General features: G+C 35.4%; 20 protein-coding genes. 6 read left to right on the top strand and 14 right to left on the bottom strand.

Annotated features, from left to right (window positions below):
• Positions 1-135: 135 nt before the first annotated feature.
• The 3 genes from IPZ78_RS13815 to IPZ78_RS13825 are packed head-to-tail and all read right to left on the bottom strand — an operon-like array spanning position 136 to position 2,583.
• The gene (locus tag IPZ78_RS13815) at positions 136-1,038 is read right to left on the bottom strand and encodes a class I SAM-dependent methyltransferase (protein WP_225554580.1); all 903 of its coding nucleotides are present in this window, start codon (positions 1,036-1,038) and stop codon (positions 136-138) included.
• Positions 1,039-1,084: 46 nt separating this feature from the next.
• Positions 1,085-1,840, bottom strand: coding sequence for an ABC transporter ATP-binding protein (locus IPZ78_RS13820; protein ID WP_225554581.1), 756 nt, complete (start codon positions 1,838-1,840; stop codon positions 1,085-1,087).
• An 8-nt stretch (positions 1,841-1,848) separates the two neighbouring features.
• Entirely contained in the window at positions 1,849-2,583 is a 735-nt protein-coding gene (locus IPZ78_RS13825) for an MlaE family ABC transporter permease (protein ID WP_225554582.1), read from the bottom strand.
• A gap of 195 nt (positions 2,584-2,778) precedes the next feature.
• Here IPZ78_RS13825 and IPZ78_RS13830 point away from each other — a divergent pair, with 195 nt between their 5' ends.
• From IPZ78_RS13830 to IPZ78_RS13840, 3 genes are all read left to right on the top strand, one after another.
• Positions 2,779-3,675: a LiaF transmembrane domain-containing protein gene (locus tag IPZ78_RS13830; protein ID WP_225554583.1), complete on the top strand. Its 897-nt coding sequence runs from the start codon at positions 2,779-2,781 to the stop codon at positions 3,673-3,675.
• 29 nt (positions 3,676-3,704) lie between these two features.
• A complete protein-coding gene (ispG, locus tag IPZ78_RS13835) occupies positions 3,705-5,705 on the top strand; it encodes a (E)-4-hydroxy-3-methylbut-2-enyl-diphosphate synthase (protein ID WP_225554584.1) in 2,001 nt (666 codons plus the stop codon).
• 99 nt (positions 5,706-5,804) lie between these two features.
• The gene (locus IPZ78_RS13840) at positions 5,805-7,253 is read left to right on the top strand and encodes an alpha-L-fucosidase (RefSeq protein ID WP_225554585.1); all 1,449 of its coding nucleotides are present in this window, start codon (positions 5,805-5,807) and stop codon (positions 7,251-7,253) included.
• Positions 7,254-7,292: 39 nt separating this feature from the next.
• Here the strand turns inward: IPZ78_RS13840 and IPZ78_RS13845 are convergent, their stop codons facing one another.
• Positions 7,293-8,537, bottom strand: coding sequence for an MFS transporter (locus IPZ78_RS13845; protein WP_225554586.1), 1,245 nt, complete (start codon positions 8,535-8,537; stop codon positions 7,293-7,295).
• 98 nt (positions 8,538-8,635) lie between these two features.
• Between IPZ78_RS13845 and fsa the strand changes: the two genes are divergently transcribed.
• The 3 genes from fsa (at position 8,636) to rnr (ending at position 12,484) form a co-directional block, all read left to right on the top strand.
• Complete coding sequence (fsa, locus tag IPZ78_RS13850) at positions 8,636-9,295, top strand: fructose-6-phosphate aldolase (protein WP_225554587.1); 660 nt, start codon at positions 8,636-8,638, stop codon at positions 9,293-9,295.
• A gap of 89 nt (positions 9,296-9,384) precedes the next feature.
• Positions 9,385-9,849, top strand: a complete 465-nt coding sequence (locus tag IPZ78_RS13855; protein ID WP_225554588.1) for a Fur family transcriptional regulator — start codon at positions 9,385-9,387, stop codon at positions 9,847-9,849.
• A 505-nt stretch (positions 9,850-10,354) separates the two neighbouring features.
• Positions 10,355-12,484, top strand: coding sequence for a ribonuclease R (gene rnr, locus IPZ78_RS13860; RefSeq protein WP_225554589.1), 2,130 nt, complete (start codon positions 10,355-10,357; stop codon positions 12,482-12,484).
• Positions 12,485-12,549: 65 nt separating this feature from the next.
• On the opposite strand, the gene IPZ78_RS13865 is transcribed toward rnr, so the two are convergent.
• From IPZ78_RS13865 to IPZ78_RS13910, 10 genes are all read right to left on the bottom strand, one after another.
• A complete protein-coding gene (locus IPZ78_RS13865) occupies positions 12,550-13,008 on the bottom strand; it encodes a hypothetical protein (RefSeq protein ID WP_225554590.1) in 459 nt (152 codons plus the stop codon).
• Between the two features lie 62 nt (positions 13,009-13,070).
• Positions 13,071-14,057 carry a metallophosphoesterase family protein gene (locus IPZ78_RS13870; RefSeq protein ID WP_225554591.1) on the bottom strand — a complete coding sequence of 329 codons (987 nt, stop codon included), beginning with the start codon at positions 14,055-14,057 and terminating at the stop codon, positions 13,071-13,073.
• Positions 14,058-14,687: 630 nt separating this feature from the next.
• Positions 14,688-15,371: a contractile injection system protein, VgrG/Pvc8 family gene (locus tag IPZ78_RS13875; RefSeq protein WP_225554592.1), complete on the bottom strand. Its 684-nt coding sequence runs from the start codon at positions 15,369-15,371 to the stop codon at positions 14,688-14,690.
• A 166-nt stretch (positions 15,372-15,537) separates the two neighbouring features.
• Positions 15,538-15,933, bottom strand: coding sequence for a type VI secretion system tube protein TssD (gene tssD, locus IPZ78_RS13880; protein WP_225554593.1), 396 nt, complete (start codon positions 15,931-15,933; stop codon positions 15,538-15,540).
• 56 nt (positions 15,934-15,989) lie between these two features.
• Positions 15,990-16,385 (bottom strand): type VI secretion system tube protein TssD, encoded by a 396-nt coding sequence (gene tssD / locus IPZ78_RS13885; protein WP_225554594.1) that lies wholly within the window; start codon positions 16,383-16,385, stop codon positions 15,990-15,992.
• Between the two features lie 114 nt (positions 16,386-16,499).
• A complete protein-coding gene (locus IPZ78_RS13890) occupies positions 16,500-17,069 on the bottom strand; it encodes an NAD(P)H-dependent oxidoreductase (protein ID WP_225554595.1) in 570 nt (189 codons plus the stop codon).
• Positions 17,070-17,122: 53 nt separating this feature from the next.
• Entirely contained in the window at positions 17,123-17,905 is a 783-nt protein-coding gene (locus IPZ78_RS13895; protein ID WP_225554596.1) for a hypothetical protein, read from the bottom strand.
• 693 nt (positions 17,906-18,598) lie between these two features.
• Entirely contained in the window at positions 18,599-20,041 is a 1,443-nt protein-coding gene (locus IPZ78_RS13900; RefSeq protein WP_225554597.1) for a thioredoxin family protein, read from the bottom strand.
• A gap of 10 nt (positions 20,042-20,051) precedes the next feature.
• Entirely contained in the window at positions 20,052-21,602 is a 1,551-nt protein-coding gene (locus IPZ78_RS13905; protein ID WP_225554598.1) for a PKD-like family lipoprotein, read from the bottom strand.
• Between the two features lie 19 nt (positions 21,603-21,621).
• Complete coding sequence (locus IPZ78_RS13910) at positions 21,622-22,473, bottom strand: DUF4843 domain-containing protein (RefSeq protein ID WP_225554599.1); 852 nt, start codon at positions 22,471-22,473, stop codon at positions 21,622-21,624.
• Positions 22,474-22,483: the final 10 nt, after the last annotated feature.

Genomic DNA, 22,483 nt, shown 5'->3' on the forward strand with positions numbered 1-22,483 from the left:
ATTGTACTTTCATATCGTTTTTTGGGTGCACCTCAATTTACAAAAAATTGAGGACAAAAAACATAAGCCCCGCCATTATTTTTTAATGACGGGGCTCTTTAATTAACAGACCTTTTTAGACAGCCTCATTTTTATTTATTTCGCCAATTTCCGAAACTTACCAAAAACTCCCAGCGGTAATTTTGGTCCTGCGGTAGCTTGTAAGTATAACTCACCTATTTCTAAATTCTCGACTTGGGGGAATGATGTTTTGATTAGGTTCTCTACAATTACAGAAGAAAATCCTAATGAATACGTATTCAAAATTAAGAAATGCTCTTTCGGATCCAATAGTTGAACCACATCTTGCATCATTTCTAAAATATTATCTTCCAATTTCCATTTCTCGCCTTTTGGTCCATGACCATAAGCTGGTGGATCTAAGATAATACCATTGTATTTGTTTCCACGCTTCAATTCACGTTTTACAAACTTCAATGCATCTTCCACCATCCAACGTACATTAGACAAGCCAGAAAGCTCCTGATTTTCATTTGCCCAAGTTACCACTTGCTTGATCGAATCTACGTGTGTCGTATCCGCTCCTGCAGCTCTAGCAATCATTGAAGCACCACCTGTATATGCAAATAAGTTTAAGAACTTCGGATTGGGTGTTTTCATCGATTTGATCGATTCTGAAATATAATCCCAATTCACAGCTTGCTCTGGAAAAATCCCCACATGCTTGAATGATGTCAAACCCAAACGGAATTTGATAGCGACATCATTATTTTTATACTCAATATGCCAACGATCAGCTGTCTTGGGATTTTTCTTTAGCCATTCACCACTTGTAGACGAACGACCTTTGAATTTGATATGGTAAAGCTTGTTCCATTCTGCATCGCCTAAAGTTTTAGGCCAAACAGCCTGCGGCTCAGGACGAATTAATATTAAATCACCAAAACGTTCTAATTTTTCGAAATCACCACAATCGATTAATTCGTAATCTTTCCAATGCTGTGGCGTTAATAGTTGAATATTTGTTGAAGTAGACAATGTGCTATTCTTTTAATTTTTTGCAAAGGTACGGAAATTAGGGAAATTATTTCATTGTATCCTTAGCGGCTTTCATCAAAGGACTAGCAAACACAAAATCATTTAATTCTTGTACATCTGACTGCAACATGTCTCGATTAGAACCTTCCCAAAATTTCTGACCTTGGTGCAAAAACATGATATATTCACCTATCCCCATAACAGAGTTCATATCATGCGTCACGACTACAGTTGTACATTCATATTCCTGTGTTAATTCTTGAATCAACTCATCAATCAGAATAGATGTTGCTGGATCAAGACCAGAGTTAGGTTCATCGCAGAAAAGATATTTTGGGTTCATAGCAATTGCACGAGCAATACCCACTCTCTTTTTCATACCTCCAGACAATTCTGAAGGATATAGTTTATTGGTATTTATTAGATTGACCCTTTCCAAACAAAAATTAGCACGATCGCGTTTTTCAGATTTGCTCATTTCGGTAAACATATCTAGTGTGAAAATGATATTTTGTTCTACCGTCATGGAATCAAACAATGCAGAATTCTGAAAAAGCATCCCTATTTCTTTTCGAATAGGCACTTTTCCTTCAAAATCCATGGTCGTAAACTCCTGTTTATCAAAGAACACACGACCTTGCTCCGGCTTATGCAACCCAACAATACATTTCAACAATGTACTTTTTCCTGAGCCCGATCCACCAATAATTAAAGAAACTTTACCTGGTTCGAAAATAGCATCTATTCCTGTCAGAACTTTTTTATCCCCAAATGATTTGTGTATATTTTGAATCTCAATCATTTTCTTTGCTATAACATAGATGCTGTGATAATATAATCACAGGCTAATATCGTAATACAACCTATTACAACAGATCGTGTACCCGCCTGACCAACTTCCAAAGCCCCACCGCGTACATAAAATCCTTTGTATGCAGGTATTGTTGTAATTATAAATCCATATACAAAAGCTTTAACCATAGCTACTGCAACAGTAAAACCATTAAAACCACCCTGAATTCCTTGTACGTATTCATTTATAGTAACTGCTCCTGTCAATACACCACCTAGTAATCCTCCGAAAATAGCACAGAATATTGCTACAACGACCAAAGCTGGTACCATAATCACCCCTGCAAATATTTTAGGTAAAATTAAATAGCCAGCAGCATTTATCCCCATAATTTCTAACGCATCAATTTGCTCTGTCACACGCATAGAACCTATTTGTGATGATATGGAGGACCCTACCTTCCCCATTAGTACCAATGCAGAAATCGTAGGCCCCAATTCTAAAATATTAGAATCGCGATTTATTTGTCCAATTACAGAACGAGGAATAAAATCAGAATTTAATTGAAAGGCGATCTGCATCGTCATAACAGCACCAATAAATGTAGAAATAATGATAATTAGCCCTATCGAACCTACACCTATTTCACTCATCTCATGCAACATTTCTTTCCAATACACGCGCCACTTTTCTGGTCTCTTGAAGACTTTTTTCAACAACAGGATATATTCGCCTAAATAATAGAATATCATATGTTCACTATACGGTTTATGCTAAAATACATATTATATACATATAACCTATAAAAATTACTTTTGTTTAAATTTATATAAACATATAACGATTCACCGAAAGTTTTCCTTTCTTTACCGAAAATAGTTACCAAACATAATACGACCTGCGTACATTCGTAATGTATAATAGAGGATGTATATATTTATAGAAATATGAAGAGTAAAATTTCTACTGGGATATGGCTTGTTTTTTTGGGAATAATAGCCTTACTCGATAATTTCAGTATCATTGATTTCAATTTTTATGCTATCATAAAATATTGGCCATTATTGATTGTATCACTAGGTATCAATCTAATATTTCAGCACAAAAATTATGGTACAGGAGTGATAATAGCCGTAAACATAGCTTTATGTATTTTTCTAACATACGTTGGTTATACATCAAATGATAAATTCAATTGGACAGGAAAATTAGCTTATAAAAATAACATTAAAGACACTAGTGAAACTGAACAGAATTTAAGTATACCATTCACCGAAAAGATAAATAATCCAAAACTAACTTTCAACATAGGAGCTTCTAAAATAAAAGTTGACAATAACACCACACAACTGCTGGAGGCTCAATCGGAAAGCAAAAACCTAGGCCTCACACTAGATCAATCTGGCAATAATATAGAAATAAGTGCCGTAAGCAGTGACAAAAACGCAAAAAATCACTTTGTTAATTTATCACTTAGTGATACCCAAAATTGGATCTTAGCATTTAATATTGGTGCAGCACAATTAACAGCAGATTTATCTAGCCATAAAATTGAAAAACTTGAAATCAATTCTGGTGCAGCTAACGTAAATATTAAACTTGGTCAACCAACGATTGAAAAAGTCAAAGTTGAAATCAATACCGCAGCATCCAACACGAAGATTTCAATCCCTAAAGATGCCGCTTGCGCTGTAGATATGACAACAATTCTTTCCAACAACAATTTACAGGGCTTTATTAAAAGAGATGATATGTGGGTAACAGACAACTATGATACTGCGTCAAAAAAATATATCATTGAATTAAATGGTGCAGCGAATTCTCTGAAGATAGATAGATATTAAATCTATAAATAACTACCTTTGTAATTGAAATGGAAGCAGAAAAAAGTTTGATTTTACCTGGGAGTTATTGCAACTCAAAATTAACATATTCACGTTTCAAAACGCGTGAAATCCAAATCGGTCATTTGGCGATGGGTGGGGACAACCCCATTCGTATCCAAAGTATGACGACCATCGACACCATGGATACTTTGGGATCAGTCGAACAAACTATTCGTATGGTGGATGCCGGTTGCGAGATTGTAAGAATCACAGCTCCCAGCATCAAAGAAGCTGAAAACTTAGGTAATATTAAGAAAGAACTTCGGGACAGAGGCTACGATGTTCCTTTGGTCGCAGATATTCATTTCACTCCAAATGCTGCCGAAGTCGCGGCACGTCTAATCGAAAAAGTACGTGTCAACCCAGGCAACTACGCGGACAAAAAGAAATTTGATCAAATAGACTACACCGATTCAGCGTATCAAGCTGAATTAGATCGTATTTATAAAAAATTCGCACCGCTTGTTGGTATTTGTAAAGAATACGGCACAGCTATGCGTATCGGCACAAATCATGGCTCACTTTCGGACCGCATCATGAGTCGCTACGGAGATAGTCCAGAAGGTATGGTCGAGTCCGCTATGGAATTTATCCGTATCTGCGAAGATTTGAACTTTCATAACCTTTGTGTTTCCATGAAATCGTCGAATCCAAAAGTAATGGTACAAGCTTACCGACTACTAGTGGAAAGAATGGTTTCCGAAAACATGAACTATCCGTTACACTTGGGTGTAACTGAAGCAGGTGATGGTGAAGATGGTCGTATCAAATCCGCGGTAGGTATTGGTACATTACTAGAAGATGGATTGGGTGATACCGTACGTGTTTCCTTGACAGAAGAACCTGAAAAAGAAGCGCCTGTTGCTATTGCTTTGGTTAACCGTTACAGCAAAAGAAAAGCTGCACTAGCACAAGAGCAACAAAGAGAAATCTTAACATTAAACGAAGTTGGGAAGACAACACCCTACGTTTCACGTGAAGTAAATACTTTCGTCGGAGGATCACTTGTTCCACGTGTCATCATCGATATTTCAACCAAAAACTTGAAAGACCCATTTATTCTTTCTGAAGTTGGCTACAAATACGATGCAATTAATGACAAATACCACATGGGTGACCAATCTGTCGATTTCGTTTATCTAGCGGATCAGTTACCGTCATTTACGATGCCAGGTAATTTGAAACAATTGTATAACTACAAGACATGGTTATCCCTCACAAATAAATCCAATATTCATCCCTTATATTCTTTAGCAGAATTTAATCAGGCTACGACAAAAGACCCTGTATTGAATTTGGTACGTATTTCCAATGATGATTTAGCGAGTGACGATTTCAACAACTTGCAAATAGATCAAACTATAATGTTTTTATTGGAAACAAATCATACGCATGGAATGGCGGATCAACGTCAGTTTTTTGCGAATTTGCAAGAAATTGGCTTGGATAATCCTGTGATTATTTGTCGCAGCTATGCTGTAAAGGATTTTTCAGGACCTGTAGGTGATATTATGAATCCTGAAGAACCTATTTCTAAAATTCAGTTGTATGCAGCTACGGATTTAGGTGCTTTATTAATTGATGGATTAGGCTCAGGTATTTGGATTGATTCTCCTGCCACCCCAACGGATAAATTAGCCTCAATATCATTTGGAATACTTCAGGCTACGCGCTCACGCATCTCGAAAACAGAATATATCTCCTGCCCGAGTTGTGGTCGCACATTATTCGACTTGCAAGAGACTACGCAAATGATTCGCTCACGCACAAACCATCTTAAGGGTCTTAAAATTGGAATCATGGGATGCATTGTTAATGGTCCTGGTGAAATGGCAGATGCAGATTATGGTTATGTAGGCGCTGGCCCAGACAAAATTACCTTATACCGGGGACAGCAAGTTGTGAAGAAAAATGTTTCATCAGCTAATGCACTAGATGAATTGATTAAAATTATCAAATCTGACGGACTCTGGATTGAAGAAATTTAATCCTACCTATTAAAAATATTACAGTCCCCTTAGTTTACAAACTAAGGGGTTTTGTTTTTTATCATTATATTTACGTTTAAAGAAACCAATATAAACTTTATGAAAAAAATCATTCTGTTATTAACCCTAGTTACGTGCAGCTTATCATACGCGCAAAAGTATGAGGCTAATTGGGAGTCCTTAAATAAACGTGGTATTCCAAAATGGTTCAATCAAGACAAATTTGGCATATTCATTCACTGGGGCGTATACGCTGTACCAGCTTATGCTCCTGTAATACCTAATGATGGGTTAAGTTATTCCGAATGGTATGAACATAGGTTAGAATGGAAAACAAAAGAGTTTTGGGATTTTCACCTTAAAAATTATGGAGAAAATTTTCATTATTCTCAATTCGAACCTCTATTCAAAGCAGAACTTTATAATCCAAAACAATGGGCAGAAGTGTTCAAAAATTCAGGAGCCAAATATGTTGTTTTAACTTCCAAGCACCATGATGGCTATGCACTATGGGATAGTCCCGAAGCAAACCGCAGCTGGGGTAGACCTTGGAATTCAGTTTCTGGTGGACCAAAACGTGATTTATTAGGAGATTTGACCACAGCAGTTCGAGAAGAGGGATTGAAGATGGGCTATTATTATTCGCTTTATGAGTGGTACAATCCTTTGTGGAAAACTAACAAAGAAATGTATATCAATAATCATATGCTACCTCAATTGAAAGATTTAGTGAATAAGTATAAACCTTCCGTGATCTTTTCAGACGGAGAATGGGATTTGTCAGATACGACATGGCGTAGCACAGAATTCTTAGCTTGGCTGTTTAATGATTCTCCTGTAGCCAAAGACGTCGTCGTAAATGACCGCTGGGGGAAAAATACACGTGAAAAGAACACAGGTGCTACATACACCACATCAGAATATGGAAGTGGTATGAATGCCGATATCGTATGGGAAGAAAGCCAAGGAATTGGTCACTCCTATGGATACAATCGTAACGAAAACATTAATGATTATAAATCCTCAAGAGAATTACTACTTCTATTAATCGACATTGTCGCACGTGGCGGAAATTTACTATTGGATATCGGTCCAACGGGAGATGGTAGAATTCCAGTTATTATGCAGGAGCGATTGCTGGAAATGGGGGATTGGTTAAAAGTTAATGGAGAGGCGATTTATGAGACACATGCCGTGAAGAATCCATACCAATGGAGTTCATCTAACATCCCTAAAAAAGATGACAAAGCCTACATGGCTGGTTATAGCACAGCGAAATTAGTGGAACCAAAAAAAGATGTAGCTCACGTAGAGCTCTTTTTTACACAAAAAGGTAAAGACCTTTATGCTTTCTTACCGAAATACCAATCGAAAGTTATTTTGAAAAACTATACAGTAAAATCCAATACAACTGTTTCGGTTTTAGGATCAACTAAAGTTTTAAAAGCGAAAAATATAGGTAAAAATTGTGAAGTGGATTTATCAGGTTTTAAACCTGGTGAGATTCCAAGCGAGCTATTGGTATTGAAATTTAAGAATATGCTATAATAAAAGAGAGGCTTAGTGTACGCCAAGCCTCTCTTCATATCACCTCTTCCATCTTGAATAATCTATCTTAAAAAGTCTACGATGTAAGTGCAAACGCAAATAGATATAAAAGCAAATCGAGATAATTACACCTACCCCACCCATGATTAACAGCGCATTTTTGAGGCCCACAGTCTCCGCTATTGCACCTGTGAGCAAACTACCTATTGGGAATATTCCTTGAAAAGACATCACATAATAGGACATTATACGCCCTCTATAAGAAGACATGGAATGTGTCTGGATATAAGTGTTAATACTCGAATTTTGCATCATCATGGCAAAAGAAACAGCCACAGTAAAGAAAATAGCTGCTGGCAGGTAATGTGCATAAGCCAAAAGCAATAATGAAATTCCCATCATCAGCGCAGAAAATAGCACGCGATAGCGCAAATTTTCTCCTGTTTTGAGACTTGCCATACGTATAGCACCTATCATAGCACCCAATCCCGCTGCAGATTCAAACCAAGAAAAAGTCGTTTCATCCCCATGAAATAACTCCTTTGCTACTGCTGGTAGTAGGGATGTATAAGGAATAACGAATAAACTCGAAAATGTCATGATAATAATTAAAGAGGCTATATTTGGCGAACGTATTAAATAATCAAATCCATCTTTCATTCCTTGCCACGTGGAACTCCCTTTTTTTCTAATAATTGGCAATTCTACAATCTTCATCAATGATAATGTGGTCAATACAGGTATAAAACTTAGAAAATTCATTAAAAAACAAACGAACTCTCCATAATTGCTTAATAAAATTCCTCCGATAGCTGGGCCAACCATTCTCGCTGCATTGAATACAGAAGAGTTCAATGCTATTGCATTCGGCAAATCCTTTCTATTATCCACTAACGTGGATAATAGAGCCTGTCTCCCTAATACATCAAATGCATTAATAACTCCTTGAACAAAGCCCAATACACACAACCACACTACAGTCTCCCAGCCTCTGTAGACAACGAAAGTCAATATACCTGCCTGGATCATCAACAAGACTTGTGTCCACATTACAAGCTTATATTTAGGCCTGCCATCTACAAAAGAACCTATAAAAGGAGATAAGAATAAAGAAGGAGATAAAGACACAAATGATACAAAACCTAACCAAAATACAGAGTCCGTAAGCTCATAAATAAGCCAACTTATCGCTATGCGCTGCATCCATGTCCCTAATAATGACAAAGACTGTCCAATCGTATGCAATCTAAAGTTTGGATAACGCAACGATCTGAAAATTTCCATGCAGGCAATATAACTTTTAATATGAATAAATAACTACCTTTGTAACAGCTAAAATTATAGATAGTTTTAAATTTATTAAAATACAACAAACCCAAAAAATGAAGTTTTTTATCGACACAGCCAACTTGGCTCAAATTAAAGAAGCACAAGACTTAGGTGTATTAGACGGTGTAACTACTAATCCAAGCCTAATGGCTAAGGAAGGAATCTCTGGTGACGAAAATGTAATCAACCATTACAAAGCAATCTGCGAAATCGTAGACGGTGATGTAAGCGCTGAAGTGATCTCTACAGATTACGAAAACATGATCAAAGAAGGGGAAGCATTAGCTGCATTAGATGCTAAGATAGTAGTTAAGATTCCTATGATCAAAGATGGTGTTAAAGCGATCAAATATTTTAGCCAAAAAGGTATAAAAACAAACTGTACATTGGTTTTTTCAGCAGGGCAAGCTTTATTAGCAGCTAAAGCTGGAGCGACATATGTATCTCCATTTGTAGGTCGTTTGGATGACATTTCGGTAGATGGTTTAGGCTTGATCGAAGAGATCCGTTTGATCTATGATAACTACGGTTTCACGACTCAAATCTTGGCTGCATCAGTACGTCATAGCGCGCATTTATTAGGTTGTGCTAAGATCGGTGCTGATGTGATGACTGGTCCTTTATCGGTAATCACAGCGTTACTAAAACATCCTTTAACAGATAGCGGTCTTGCTCAATTTTTAGCGGATCACGCGAAGGCTGCAGGCAAATAATTAAGCTCAAAACACAGCATAAATAAGCCTCTCAAACGTGTCGTTTGAGAGGCTTTATTTTACCATCAATTATTTGTAAATTTACAACTATGAGTACCAATAAAAACGAAGAGCACAACCATAATCACAGCGCTGATTTTAATCAACTTTTAAAGTCCAATGGACTCAAGATTACTAAGCCACGCCTTCGTGTACTAGAAGTTATTTCTGACAAAAAGACAGCCATCAAACAACCCGAATTAGAAAAGGTTTTTGGGTCAGAAATAGATCGTGTAACCCTATATAGAATTTTAGCTTCGTTCGAAGAGAAAGGAATTCTTCATAAAATTTTCGATCTACATGGCACTGCAACTTATGCAATTTGTTCCACTAAATGCTCAGCCGACCACCACCATGATCAGCACGTACATTTCATTTGTTCGATTTGCAATAGCGTATACTGCCTTGATGAAATCTCCGTTCCTAAAATTAATATCCCAAGCAATTTCTCTTTACATTCGATAGCTATCAATGCTGTAGGCATATGCGATTCTTGCCAAGATTCACAGACCTAATACACTAATAATTATCCATTTTTTCTAAACAACCCCATGTTGCCCGAACATGAGGGAATACAATTTCTTGTGTTAAAAACTTGACCAAAACGACGTTTTTCATAACACACTTTATTTTAGCAAATAAATTATAAATAGCTAATTAAGAACAAATTAAAATAGATAAAACAAACAAACACATTAACAATTAAATTTATAAAAAAATAAAGAAAACCAAACAACACAGACAAACAACTCAAAAACAACCATTTAACCTAATTTGTTTTAGCTTAAAATAAACACAAGCAGCTGAAATTCTACGCATTATAAATGCTAAAATAAATAAAAAATACAATCAATAAAATATTCACACAAACTTCAACCAAACAACACCTCTACACCCCTTAACTCTGGCAGTATTGTTGTATATTAGTGTTAGATTTTATGTGGTAACTTTAGACGACCAAAAGCTCCTCTACCCTACCACACACAATCTAGTATTAGTACATAAAAGAAAAGAGTTCATATGAAGAACAAAAAAGAGAATCCGTATAAAGAAGTATTAACACAACTAGTCATTGCTGTATTTGAAAAGAATACAAACCAATTAATGAACTATAAACAAGTTGCCGCAAAACTTAATATTACTGATACAGATTCAAAAATCATTATTGCAGATATATTAAGTGACACGTCGAAAGGTGGGCACTTCCAACAACCCGAAATAGGAAAATTCAAGCTTCGTCAATTGAATGTATATATCACTGGAACTGTCGATATGACAGCCGATGGATCTGCCTATATCGTACCAGAAGACAAGTTAGAAAACGATATATTTGTAGCACCAAGAAAGCTACGACAAGCACTACATGGTGACACCGTAAAAGTCCATATATACGACCGTAAGAAAGGCAAAAAACGTGAGGGTGAAATTGTAGAAATTCTGCACCGTGCGAAGACCGATTTCACAGGAACAATAGACATCTCCAAAAGCTATGCATTTTTTCTCCCAGACGACAGAAAAATGCTTCATGACATCTTCATTCCTTTAGATAATTTGAATGAAGCGAATGATGGGGAGAAGGTAGTCGTATCGATAATAGAATGGCCTAAGAATGCAAAAAATCCAATCGGTAAAGTCAAAACTGTATTAGGAAAAAAAGGTGAAAACAACACGGAAATGAATGCGATTTTAGCCGACTTCGGATTCCCGTTAGAGTTTCCAAAAGAGGTAGAAAAAGCTGCTGCTGAAATTTCTGAAACCATCAGCCAAGAAGAGATTGCTCTTCGACGCGACTTCAGAAATATTCTAACATTTACAATTGACCCTTTCGATGCAAAAGATTTTGATGACGCGATTTCTTTCCAAATTTTAGAAAATGGAAACTATGAGATAGGCGTCCATATCGCTGATGTTTCACATTACGTTACACCGGACTCTATTCTAGATAAAGAAGCATTTGAACGTGCCACATCAGTTTATTTAGTCGACCGTGTGATCCCTATGCTCCCAGAGAGACTATCCAACAACTTATGTTCCCTTAGGCCTAATGAAGATAAACTGACTTTTTCGGCTGTATTTGAAATGGACGAAAAAGCGAATATCATAGACCAATGGTTTGGACGTACAGTAATACATTCAGATCGACGATTTACATATGAGGAAGCACAAGAAATCATTGAGAATAAAGAAGGCGACCATGCTGAAGCCATCCTAAAGCTTAATGAACTAGCCTACATCTTACGTGACCGTAAATTCAAGAATGGAGCTATTAGCTTCGAAAGTGAAGAAGTAAAATTCCATCTCGATGAAAATGGAAAACCACTAGGTGTGTACACAAAAGTTCGTAAAGATGCACACAAGCTTATCGAAGATTTTATGCTATTAGCAAATCGTAAAGTAGCAGAATATATAGGCAAACAGGGTAAGGGCAAAAATAAACTTAGTTTTATTTACCGTTTCCACGATGTTCCAAAACCTGATGCTTTAGCGAGCTTCTCCCTATTTGCTGCAAAATTCGGACACAAGTTACTTACAAAGAATGATAAAGAAACAGCCAAATCTTTGAATGAACTGATGACCAAAATTGAAGGTACCAAAGAGCAGAATATGTTAACCTCATTAGCTGTTCGCTCCATGGCAAAAGCTATTTATACAACCAAAGGATCATCACACTACGGATTGGCTTTTGATTATTATACACATTTCACTTCTCCTATACGTCGATATCCAGATGTGATGGTTCATCGCTTATTACAATACTATTTAGATGGTGGCACCAAAGTCAATGCTGAGCATTACGAGAAACTGGCAGAACATTCATCACAAATGGAGAAAAAAGCGGCAGAAGCAGAACGCGCTTCTATAAAATACAAACAAGCCGAATTTCTTCTAGACCAAATTGGCGTAGAGTACACAGGAATAGTCTCTGGGGTAACTGAATGGGGTATGTATGTAGAAATCGAAGAAAATAAATGTGAGGGTATGGTTCGATTACGTGATATAACCGATGATTTTTATACGTTAGACGAGAAAAACTATGCGATAATCGGACAACGCAAGAAGAAAACTTACCAATTAGGTGACGAGGTTCAAATAAAAGTTAAGAAAGTCGATTTGGAAAAAAGACAGATTGATTTTACATTAATAAGTTAAAATAAAAGGAGTTCTAGAAAAAGTAGAACTCCGTTTTATTTTTAAACCATATAATACAATTGCTCTTAGTAGTTTAAGGCTAGTGTAAATGCTGTTCCGCCAGGAGTAATAGATTCGGTTTTTTCTACCACAACTTTATTTCCCTTTTCTACTTTATAAGTTAAGGTAAACGGAGCAGAAATCGCGAAAGCACTTATATTTATATTTGCAGTCAAATAACCTGAAGGAGATTGCAATACTGCTGTTTTACCTCCATAAAAATACTCTTTAGACACATTATAAAGTACCTGCCCGTCTGTTCCATTAGCTCCGTTCACTACCCATTTCATAAATTTCCCATTGCTATCAGAGGCCCCAACCGAAACTCGAATATCTGAATTATCATTCGTAAAGGTGGATGAACTTGTTACAGTCACTTTTAGAGCCTCTTTAGAATCTACTGGTGAAGAATCATCTGAATCCTTTGAGCAAGAGGTTATCCCTAGTAATACTGTGAATAAAAAAATTGTGCTAAATAATCTCATAGTCTTTATAATTTTAACTGTTAATATGATTAACCTTTATTACAAAAACCCTACCACAATAATTAATTTGAATTGTCCCACTTAAATACCTTCCCATTAAAGCCACTAACAGAATCTGGTAACGACTCCAGCACAATATGTCGATGAGAAACGGGCTCGAAGCCTGTAATTTTAATCTTATCGATTCCTTTTCTTTTTGGAAGCTCTACTATAGCATATGCTTTACTTGCTTTAGCATGATGTCCCATAATTTCTCTTGGACCACCTCCCAAACAACCTGCATTCAACAACGTGAACTGTTCTTTTGTAGCAGGATAATATGCATGCTGATGACCAGATATATACATATCCACATTGTTTTCTTTCAAAAAATCTAAAGTTTCATCAGCATCATTTATCACCTCGCCCTTTTTATTTTTTGAAGATACTATTGCGTACAAGGGCAAATGGCCTAACACAATACGAGCTCGAGATTTTTTAGCTATTGGAAGAGCCAATTGTCCTTCCATCCACAATTTAACTTCCAAAGGTATTACAGCAGAGGATGCATCCCAACTGATGAAGAATACATTGTTTTTGATATATGAAAAATAATATGGAAAATATTTATCATCTACATAAGCCAGATTTGTTTTATTCTTATTTATTGACCAAAACTTGTAGGACGCCTCTCTATCCAAATGATAACTCGGCGAAGCGTCGTGATTACCCATCGTAAAACCGAAAGGTACACCCAATTCATATATTGGTCTCAACACTGTTTGGTCAAAAGCGCTCCACATTGAGTCTATTCTCGATACTGTCAGCGATGCTTTCTGACCAGCAACCATATCCCCTCCGCATAATATGATATCTGGTTTTATCTCCTTAACTTTTTGAACAACATCATGAACTTCTTTACTGTAACCAACAGACCCATAGCTGTCATTTAAATCGGAGATAAGAAGAATTTTTATGTTTTTATTCTTTGTTTCAGGAACTACATCTTGAGCATGAACAACAAGAATCAGACTTAGAATAGTAAAAATAAAAAGGAAAACGTTTTTCATTCCTCAAAAATAACAATTGAAATTAAATTGCTATAGCGTTTAAGAGCCAAAAAACAAATTCTCAATACACATAAACCTTGCTTAAGTTATTTATTTAAAAGAAAAAAACAACCAAACCTATACTGATATTAATGTAAAAGAACCATGATAAGTGTATTCGAAAGTATAAAATCAAATTATTTACCAAACCTTTAACTCATTGCTATCCTAAGGCATATAAAGAAAATACCGATCTCCAAAATCTCCTCTTTTAATTTTACCAATACTATTTTTAGCTTCATATATTAAATAGATTGAAGGTTGTAAACTTTTCCTCCACAATGTTGAAACTTTTCAGACAAAAAAATCTTAGCACTTATATTTACTTTATTCGAATGGGTAATTAAGTGTTTCATTGGATCATTACTTCTCAGTCCCTGATATGAAAATAAAAACTGTGACCCAAAACACTCAAGAGCCTACTCTCTTGCGCCTGCTGCTCAAATTTAAGATGATCCTGCAATTCTCCAATGCTGTCTACACGAACATCCAGAGGCTGGCTAAAAACTCGACTATACGTCTCCAAAGACCTTTCTTTAGCAAATGAAGCATCAGGATGAAATAACTTTTTACCATCGCCACTCGATTCAATCAAATCATCATGCTGAGGTAAATACGAGAACCACGGTGTTTGACGGGGCGAAGGTGAACACCATAATCCAATTGACTTACCTCTCTTCCATATGTGACTTTAGACTCGGGTAAATGATCTGGTTTACCAAAATTTAACTTTTCACCATCGTAATAAAACCACTCATAATATTCTGCCGATAGTCTGTTCAAAAACTCAAAGTCACTCTCCCTATATTGGATCAAATAATCGATTAGGTGTTGCCGCTTGGGATTAATGGAGACAGTTAGATCTTTTCTCAGCACATCTCCTGTAGCATGTTTTACAATATCCTGCAGGTTCATTTGATGGTAAGAACCTAAATCTGATCCTCGCTCTAATAAAATCCTAGGACTGTACCCTTTGATCAAAATTACTCCCTGATATCCATGACTCTGTGTTAGGGAAACATCGGTTATTATACCTGAAAAATTCTGACTTTTCACTTTATCATACCCAAATGAAATAGCTAGTGTTTTTCCTATATATTCTCGGCTATCACTCAGATTAATTAATCCGGGTATACCCAATTTTCCATGCTCGATACGCAACTCAAATTCATGGTGGGAATTAAATCTTTGATGTAAATCAAAAGACAAAAAATGAGAGATATCTTTACCATCGATATGCATATCGATAATAAGTTGAGGCTTATCAAAATACATATAATATTGTTTATAAGTCTATAATTTGATATAATGATTGTAGAAAATGTAAACGCTTAGTGTTACGCAAATAATAAATCTACAATGTATAAAAAAGGGAGTGTCCATGCGTTGTGAAAGACCACTCCCTTTTACTTTTTCATCTAAAAAAAACTAAGTGGCAGGACTATGCCTTTGGCCAATCGTTTTCTAAAGTTGCATTCTGAACCGACAGCACACGTGAAGATAAGACGATACTTAAGGTCATTGGCTTCTCATTATCAATAGCAATACCTTCGTTGTATTGAATAATGTAAGAATCCTCAAATTGTAACTCCTTCATCGTAGCATCTTCGTCACCTTTCTTGAAGGTAATCTTACCTGCGAATGCTTTGTACTGGTTGTTAACCATAGATTCAATTACAGAAGTATCTTCTGTAGATTCGATCTCGATAGAAATTGTACCACCATATACCGATGAGGATGGACGACCTTTCGAATCAACATCTCTATGTAATGAATATCTGCATTGAATAACATCGTATTCCTTGCCGCCTAAATGTAATCTTGTTTTGAATGACATAATCTAAATTCTTTAAGTGGTGATATAATAATCTAATGAACTAATGAAAAACAAAACTATGCCTTTGGCCAGTCTTGCTCACTTGTAGCCTCACCGATTGTGATCGCACGAGCTGAAATCGTAAACTTGTAAGTCATCGCATGACTACCTACAATATTGATACCCTCTTCATATCGAATAATATAACCATCTTCGAATTTGATTTCTTTCATCTTGGAATCTTCGTCTGGTTTCTTGATCAACAAGGTAACAGAAATTGGTTTATACTGGTTATTAACCATTGCTTCTATCACAGAAGAATCTTCGGTAGACTCTACCTCTACATTGATAACACCACCATATACTGATGAAGATGGACGTCCTTTGGAATCAACGTCGCGTGTGAATGAATAATCCGCAGTGAGAACGTCATACTCGTTCCCTGAAAACTGCAATCTTGCTTTGAAAGCCATAAACGTTAAAATTTTAAGTTAAAAATAAATTACACTGACAACACGTACTGCCAAGTATAATCTAAGATAGCTTAATAAAAACTTTAAAGAAAATAATTTTCGCTAAAAATAAAATCACATTGTTTTAATACCAAATTGTTTCATCTTATGATACCACTTTTGACTATAGGGGTTATGCAATTCATACAACCTTCCCACAGTAGATGTACGTACAGGGCGAACAGAACATCTTTCAAAGGTTTCTCGACGAATAGACATAAAATTTGTACTCTTAGTTGTATTATAAACATCAAGCAGCTCCTTATCCAAAATATTTACAATTCGAGCTGATTTGCCAAAGTAATTTGTATCAATACGATTTGGATCAAACTGCAATTGGTTGGAATTAAAAAGTATATCGAAAAATGTCCTAATTTTAGATGGGATAAAAGATGTATACACAGGGCAAAATACAACAATATGGGTAGACCAGTGAATTAGTTTTAAGGAACGTAACAAGTCCGATTCTAAGGGTTTTATTTCTTTAGAAGGTAAGCGCCTATTAGGGTTGAAAAATAAATCTGCAATGTAAAGTATTCTATAAGGAACACCAACTTCTAATAAACCATCAATATAGCCTTTTATCAAAAAATCAGTAGATTTTTGCTTATAAAGATCGCTACTAATTATCAATACATTCTTCATTATATTATAACAATGCTGTAAAATAACAAATTATATATAAAATGCATAAAATTTTAATCTAGCAATGACCAAGTACGTTTCGTCTGCACCTCCTGAATTACTTTTTGCTCTGCGACAACAATATTTTCTCGTCGTTGACCAATATATTCTAAAGTAGCTAGCTTAGACCATAAGGAAACCATTACATTTATAAATTCAATGACCGTAGCAAAATATTCCTTAATTTCTAAATGATTATACCTTTGCTCTATAACATTAGCCAATCTTTCCTCAAAATTACTGGGCGTAACATCTTTCCATTCATAGAAATATTTTAACATTTCTTCACGCTCTCCTGGCACGACTAGACGTACTGCAATGAAAAATACATGAGCAAAATTCGAAAAGTATCTAAGTAGATATATAGGTGACTGATAAGGTAATATTGATCTATAATCAAAAAATGTGGTTGCTAAATACTCCAATACACGCTCGGTAACTTGGCGGATATTCAGCCCCAATTCAGTTATTTTAGGTTTATTCGCTGTTTTCTCCATTATAGTATAGGCCGCAGTTTGAAAACTATTGAGCATAGTATACAACGAATTATGCATCTGAACAAGTGACGGCTGAGAATTGAGATACATACAAGGAATAACATAATCCTCTAATATAAAGCTTTCATTCTCATCATGTCTAAATTTACCAATTGGCAATAGCGCACCAGATAATATAGCTCTATCTATCTCTAAACTATTTATGATATCTATTGAATATTCTTTAAGGACATTAGGATAACGAATTGGGGACTCATTTGCATCAGGCTCACCAAATGGAACACGTTTAAATGAATTCACCCTTAATACTATATAATAATTACCTACAGCTAAATGACTCGTATCTAAAAATATATATCTACAGGAAAATTAATATAATTTTTTTTAAGAGTTTATATTATCAAAAATTAAAGGGCTGAATAAAAGACTATGTAGTAGCGCATCATTTCTTAATCAATAATTATTGACGACCTGCAATAATTATTAATAAAATTCTTTTGCAATAAAGGGAGGAATTTATTTAGTTGATAAACAGGAGTATTTTGTGGTATAAGATATTTTTAAAGACGTAAGACATACATTATTCTAACAAAATATTCAACTACGCTATTAGGATAGAGGTTAGATTAATCATGTCACAGCCTCCGACTAGTTGAACCAAAATTTAATACTCCTCTGAAATATTATATTAGGATTAATCTCCCGAACATTTTCACCTCCTAACTAACCTTTTTACTTTAGCTAACAGATCCATGGCTGTCTTTTCTATCAGAGATAAGAAGAAATTTGATATTTAAATCTTGGGGCCTTTTTATCTACTTGGCCAGATAATGAAAACATGAAAAAACTTATAGGAAGCAAAGCACATACCGATTACGGCAGATTCATATTCCAAATTTAGGAATAGAATCCGAGCTCCTTGTATAGAATTTCATCCTAACAAAAAAGCGGGTTAATTTGACATTAACCCGCTATAAAAACTTAAATACTATTCTATTTTTTTGTAAAAGATGCAACCTCTTGCATCATCTTAGTTGCATCTAATGCACCTGTTAGTTTGTGAATTATATTACCCTTTCCATCAATAAAAAACATAGATGGATATGCACGTACTTGTAATTTCTTTGCTAACTCTATACCTTCACCCTTTTCCATATCAATTTTAATATTGACAAAATGTTTATCAAAATAAGCTTTCAATGTAGGATCAGTAAATGTATTCTCATCTAACCACTTACAAGGACCACACCATACAGTATAACAATCCAAAAACACTAATTTATTCTGTTTAGCCGCCAAGTCAATTGCTTCTTGATAAGATACACTCAAGAAATTAATTATTTCACCTTTTGGTGTTAATTCATTTTGTACTCGTCCAACCGCAGCGTGAAGATTTGGAGATACCTCATGGATAGATTTCTCAATCAATGCTAGAGCTCTGTTTGCCAATTCTCTATTCTCTTTGAAGTCCGTGAACATCATAATCAGCAAAAATCTATCATTTTTAGCAAGCTTTGGAAATTCTAACTCTATTACATCAAGAATATTCTTCAAATCACGTGTAGCCTGTACTTCAGCAATATTTATCAAGTGGTTTAAACTCAAACTATCTGGTAAATTTATTTTTTGAATTACCTTCAACAGGTTTTGATAATCCTCAGCAACATACGTTCCTTTTTTAAAGTGGAAACCATTGGCGTAAGTAAGAAGTTCTAACCTCAAAAACCTACGTGTGATCGTGTTATACTTATCAGCCCCCATTGTTTTCAAAAAAGAGTTTCTGTTATTTAATAGATATTGTGTCTTTAAATCACGGAAATTAGTCGCATATCGTTCAAATAAAAATAGATTTTCTGCTGCTGATTTTTGCTCTGCCGACAAAGAGTTAAAATAATCGTTAATGATTTTCATACCCTTGTCTTCGTCACCCGATGTCAAGACCGAAAATGCATAATCATGAATGAATTTTGGTGTACGATCGCCATTAGCATACCGCTCAGCAAGTGCTTCTGCACGATACTGAGGATCAATACCTTTTTCAATCTTTTCTATAAATAATGGAGCTTTCATGGCACCAGCAAATTTAATAACCTCTTCATCCTTATCGTTGGAAACTACGAACGTTGGATATGCGCTCACTTTAAATTTTCTGGCGAGAGCGATCCCATCACCTTTTTCGGCATCAACTTTCAAATTAACAAAAGTTGCATTCATATACTTAGCTACTGCTGCATCAGTAAAGACCTCCTTATCCATAGTCTTACAAGGCACACACCAAGTGGTATAAAAATCAATGAATACTTTTTTCTTTTCCTTTTTAGCTAAAGCTAAAGCCTGTTCATAATTCAAGTCCGTCCTAAACTGGACGCCTCCTTGTGCTAACACAACATTCGTATAACTTAGTAGCACTATAATTGTTAATATTAGGAATCTCATAGTTTATGTATTAATGTGTACTGTTTTTATAATCTATACTTTTCACTTTCACTAAGCCTGTCCAATTTACGTCAGATATTTCATTCATATCTAAAGTATTACGATCAGAACCAATTAGGTATTTCTTGATAGTACCCTTTTTCGCATTAGAATATGTTGCAACATACAAATGATTACCAATCCCCTCCTGAATATTTGTACTAATCATTGTAATCTCTTCTCCAAAATCCTTGACTAGATAATTTTTTTCCAAACCAGGATTAAAATCGTAAGCATATAATTTACTCCCTACTGAATAAAATAATAAAGGTCTATTTGATGCAAATGCATAATAAGAGGCTTTATCAAAATCCACAGCAGAAGATTGTACTTTATAATATGCTCTTTTAGAAGCTGAAAAAGAATCACCAACATAGAACATATAAATATGATACTGATTATCTAAGTCCTTCATTAGGGCATATGAATTACCCCACGCTCCTGACAACTCTATATTATTTGTATTCTCGCCATATACAAAATCTCGTCCTGTTGTCCCTTGTACCCAAGGGAAAGGACCTCCTGAATCAGTAAGAGTCGTAAGAGATGTAGCTGACGGTGTAGCTACTAAAAACCTTTTGCCAACCTTATCATACACGACATAACGAGATAAGCTAAACGCCTTTGGCGAATACATAAAATATGGTGCAACTTTTATCAAATCTGTCGACAATGACCCAATCCTATTGATGGGATTCGCATAAAAATCTCCATTAAACATATTCGCCCAGAAAATATCGCCTGTATTAGTCAATACAAGTCTTGTGGCAAAAGTCTGATTACCGCCAGCAGCGAATACCCTTGGTGCCAAATCAACTGGATATATATCAAGTGGCAATTCAAAAGATGTGTACAGTAGATTTTTAAATCTATTCGCGGGGTTAGCTTCGAAGGTTTTTGTATTTACATAGTAAGAACCTTCTCCAGTCATTATCCACATTTTTGCACGTTTGGAATCCGAAGTTGTCCCTGTATGTAAAGCTCTTACTGGATTTTTGTATCGAGGCATTCCATTATCTTTTAACAAATTTTTCATCACGATAGTGTCTGTCAATAAAAAAGCAACCATATCAACTTCCGCAAACCCATCTTCATCTTCACCAGACACAAAAAAACCTCTTGTATTAGGCGTTGAAACAGTAAGGGTTGTAAAATTACTCCATTTTATATCCGTCAACTTATCATGTACCGTATAATAGACACTGTAAACAGCTGGCACCAAATCAATAGGCAGCTCCAAATTACGCTCTGTACTCACTAACGGACGTTTATTACCTTGGTCAGCCTGACCGATACGCCATTCGTAAGCATATCTACTTGCGTCATTGTCATCCATTGTAAATGTAAGTTGAGGCTTGATTTTCAACGTGTCAACTTTATAAAACAAATTGTATGGACCTCCCAAGCTATCAATTGCTATTTCATTTATCTCACTATAATCATAATTACCTTTATCCTTAAAGCAAGAGCTTAATGTCAAAATGGACAAGAGGAAAAAGAATGTATATTTAATATTTCTCATTGTACTTAATAATTAATTACTATCTGTAAGGAACGCCAATTTTTGATGACCATGATACACCTGAGAACCACATTAACCTGCCATCTTCCTCCAATATTGGTGTGCCTTGGTTATATAAGCTCTGTAAGAATCTAACCATGTATTCCCTAATCACATCTCGCTTTGCATTTGGCATTCGTGCGTCGGTAGTAAAATCCTCGTAGACAAGATCAAAATGTTCACAAATTAATCTATATTTTTTCTCACTAAACTCTCCCCACCATCCTCCTTCGATTCCTGTTGTAGCTGGTGCCTGACCAATCCATCTTAACGGTTTAGAAACAAAATCACTTATTTGCACTTTATGGAAATCCGCTTTGAAATCACCTTTCGCTACTGTACTTTCCCATTGACCTGATAATCTTTTCCAAATAGGCAATCCAATTGTAAAATGATCATTGGGAATGATTTGCAACATCAATTCCTTCTTTTCTTTCTGAATATTCTCAGTTCGGTAAAGAATAATGGGAACAAAACCATGATTTTGATTTGCTTTGATAACTAACTCATCACTTAGGATGTTATAATTTTCATCCTGTATTGCCGAAGTAGAATCTGATACTACATTTACTACAAATGGGCGATCATAGTCTTTTAGAGCACCTGTTATCATTACTTTCAATTTTATGGTGTCAACATTTCCAGCTATGTTGATAAATTCAACTGGACTGACAGGTTGATTAGCCCAAACTTTTTCATCACCCCATTCTGGACCAAATTGAACTGCAAAATAAAGTCCTTCTTCCCCTTCATAAAGCATCGGTTCATGTTTACATCTTGTAAAAAACATTAATATTACTAAACAACTAGTTAGTTGTAATAAACTTTTCATTTTCATCATT

The sequence above is a fragment of the Sphingobacterium bovistauri genome, assembly GCF_020295405.1.
GTDB classification, from domain to species: Bacteria; Bacteroidota; Bacteroidia; order Sphingobacteriales; family Sphingobacteriaceae; genus Sphingobacterium; species Sphingobacterium bovistauri.

What these genes read in the sequence shown, in the direction of transcription:
- IPZ78_RS13820 (WP_225554581.1), bottom strand. Translation starts at nt 1,840, where the DNA reads ATGATTGAGATTCAAAATATACACAAATCATTTGGGGATAAAAAAGTT.
- IPZ78_RS13825 (WP_225554582.1), bottom strand. Translation starts at nt 2,583, where the DNA reads ATGATATTCTATTATTTAGGCGAATATATCCTGTTGTTGAAAAAAGTC.
- IPZ78_RS13830 (WP_225554583.1), top strand. Translation starts at nt 2,779, where the DNA reads ATGAAGAGTAAAATTTCTACTGGGATATGGCTTGTTTTTTTGGGAATA.
- ispG (WP_225554584.1), top strand. Translation starts at nt 3,705, where the DNA reads ATGGAAGCAGAAAAAAGTTTGATTTTACCTGGGAGTTATTGCAACTCA.
- IPZ78_RS13840 (WP_225554585.1), top strand. Translation starts at nt 5,805, where the DNA reads ATGAAAAAAATCATTCTGTTATTAACCCTAGTTACGTGCAGCTTATCA.
- IPZ78_RS13845 (WP_225554586.1), bottom strand. Translation starts at nt 8,537, where the DNA reads ATGGAAATTTTCAGATCGTTGCGTTATCCAAACTTTAGATTGCATACG.
- fsa (WP_225554587.1), top strand. Translation starts at nt 8,636, where the DNA reads ATGAAGTTTTTTATCGACACAGCCAACTTGGCTCAAATTAAAGAAGCA.
- IPZ78_RS13855 (WP_225554588.1), top strand. Translation starts at nt 9,385, where the DNA reads ATGAGTACCAATAAAAACGAAGAGCACAACCATAATCACAGCGCTGAT.
- rnr (WP_225554589.1), top strand. Translation starts at nt 10,355, where the DNA reads ATGAAGAACAAAAAAGAGAATCCGTATAAAGAAGTATTAACACAACTA.
- IPZ78_RS13865 (WP_225554590.1), bottom strand. Translation starts at nt 13,008, where the DNA reads ATGAGATTATTTAGCACAATTTTTTTATTCACAGTATTACTAGGGATA.
- IPZ78_RS13870 (WP_225554591.1), bottom strand. Translation starts at nt 14,057, where the DNA reads ATGAAAAACGTTTTCCTTTTTATTTTTACTATTCTAAGTCTGATTCTT.
- IPZ78_RS13875 (WP_225554592.1), bottom strand. Translation starts at nt 15,371, where the DNA reads ATGTATTTTGATAAGCCTCAACTTATTATCGATATGCATATCGATGGT.
- tssD (WP_225554593.1), bottom strand. Translation starts at nt 15,933, where the DNA reads ATGTCATTCAAAACAAGATTACATTTAGGCGGCAAGGAATACGATGTT.
- tssD (WP_225554594.1), bottom strand. Translation starts at nt 16,385, where the DNA reads ATGGCTTTCAAAGCAAGATTGCAGTTTTCAGGGAACGAGTATGACGTT.
- IPZ78_RS13890 (WP_225554595.1), bottom strand. Translation starts at nt 17,069, where the DNA reads ATGAAGAATGTATTGATAATTAGTAGCGATCTTTATAAGCAAAAATCT.
- IPZ78_RS13900 (WP_225554597.1), bottom strand. Translation starts at nt 20,041, where the DNA reads ATGAGATTCCTAATATTAACAATTATAGTGCTACTAAGTTATACGAAT.
- IPZ78_RS13905 (WP_225554598.1), bottom strand. Translation starts at nt 21,602, where the DNA reads ATGAGAAATATTAAATATACATTCTTTTTCCTCTTGTCCATTTTGACA.
- IPZ78_RS13910 (WP_225554599.1), bottom strand. Translation starts at nt 22,473, where the DNA reads ATGAAAAGTTTATTACAACTAACTAGTTGTTTAGTAATATTAATGTTT.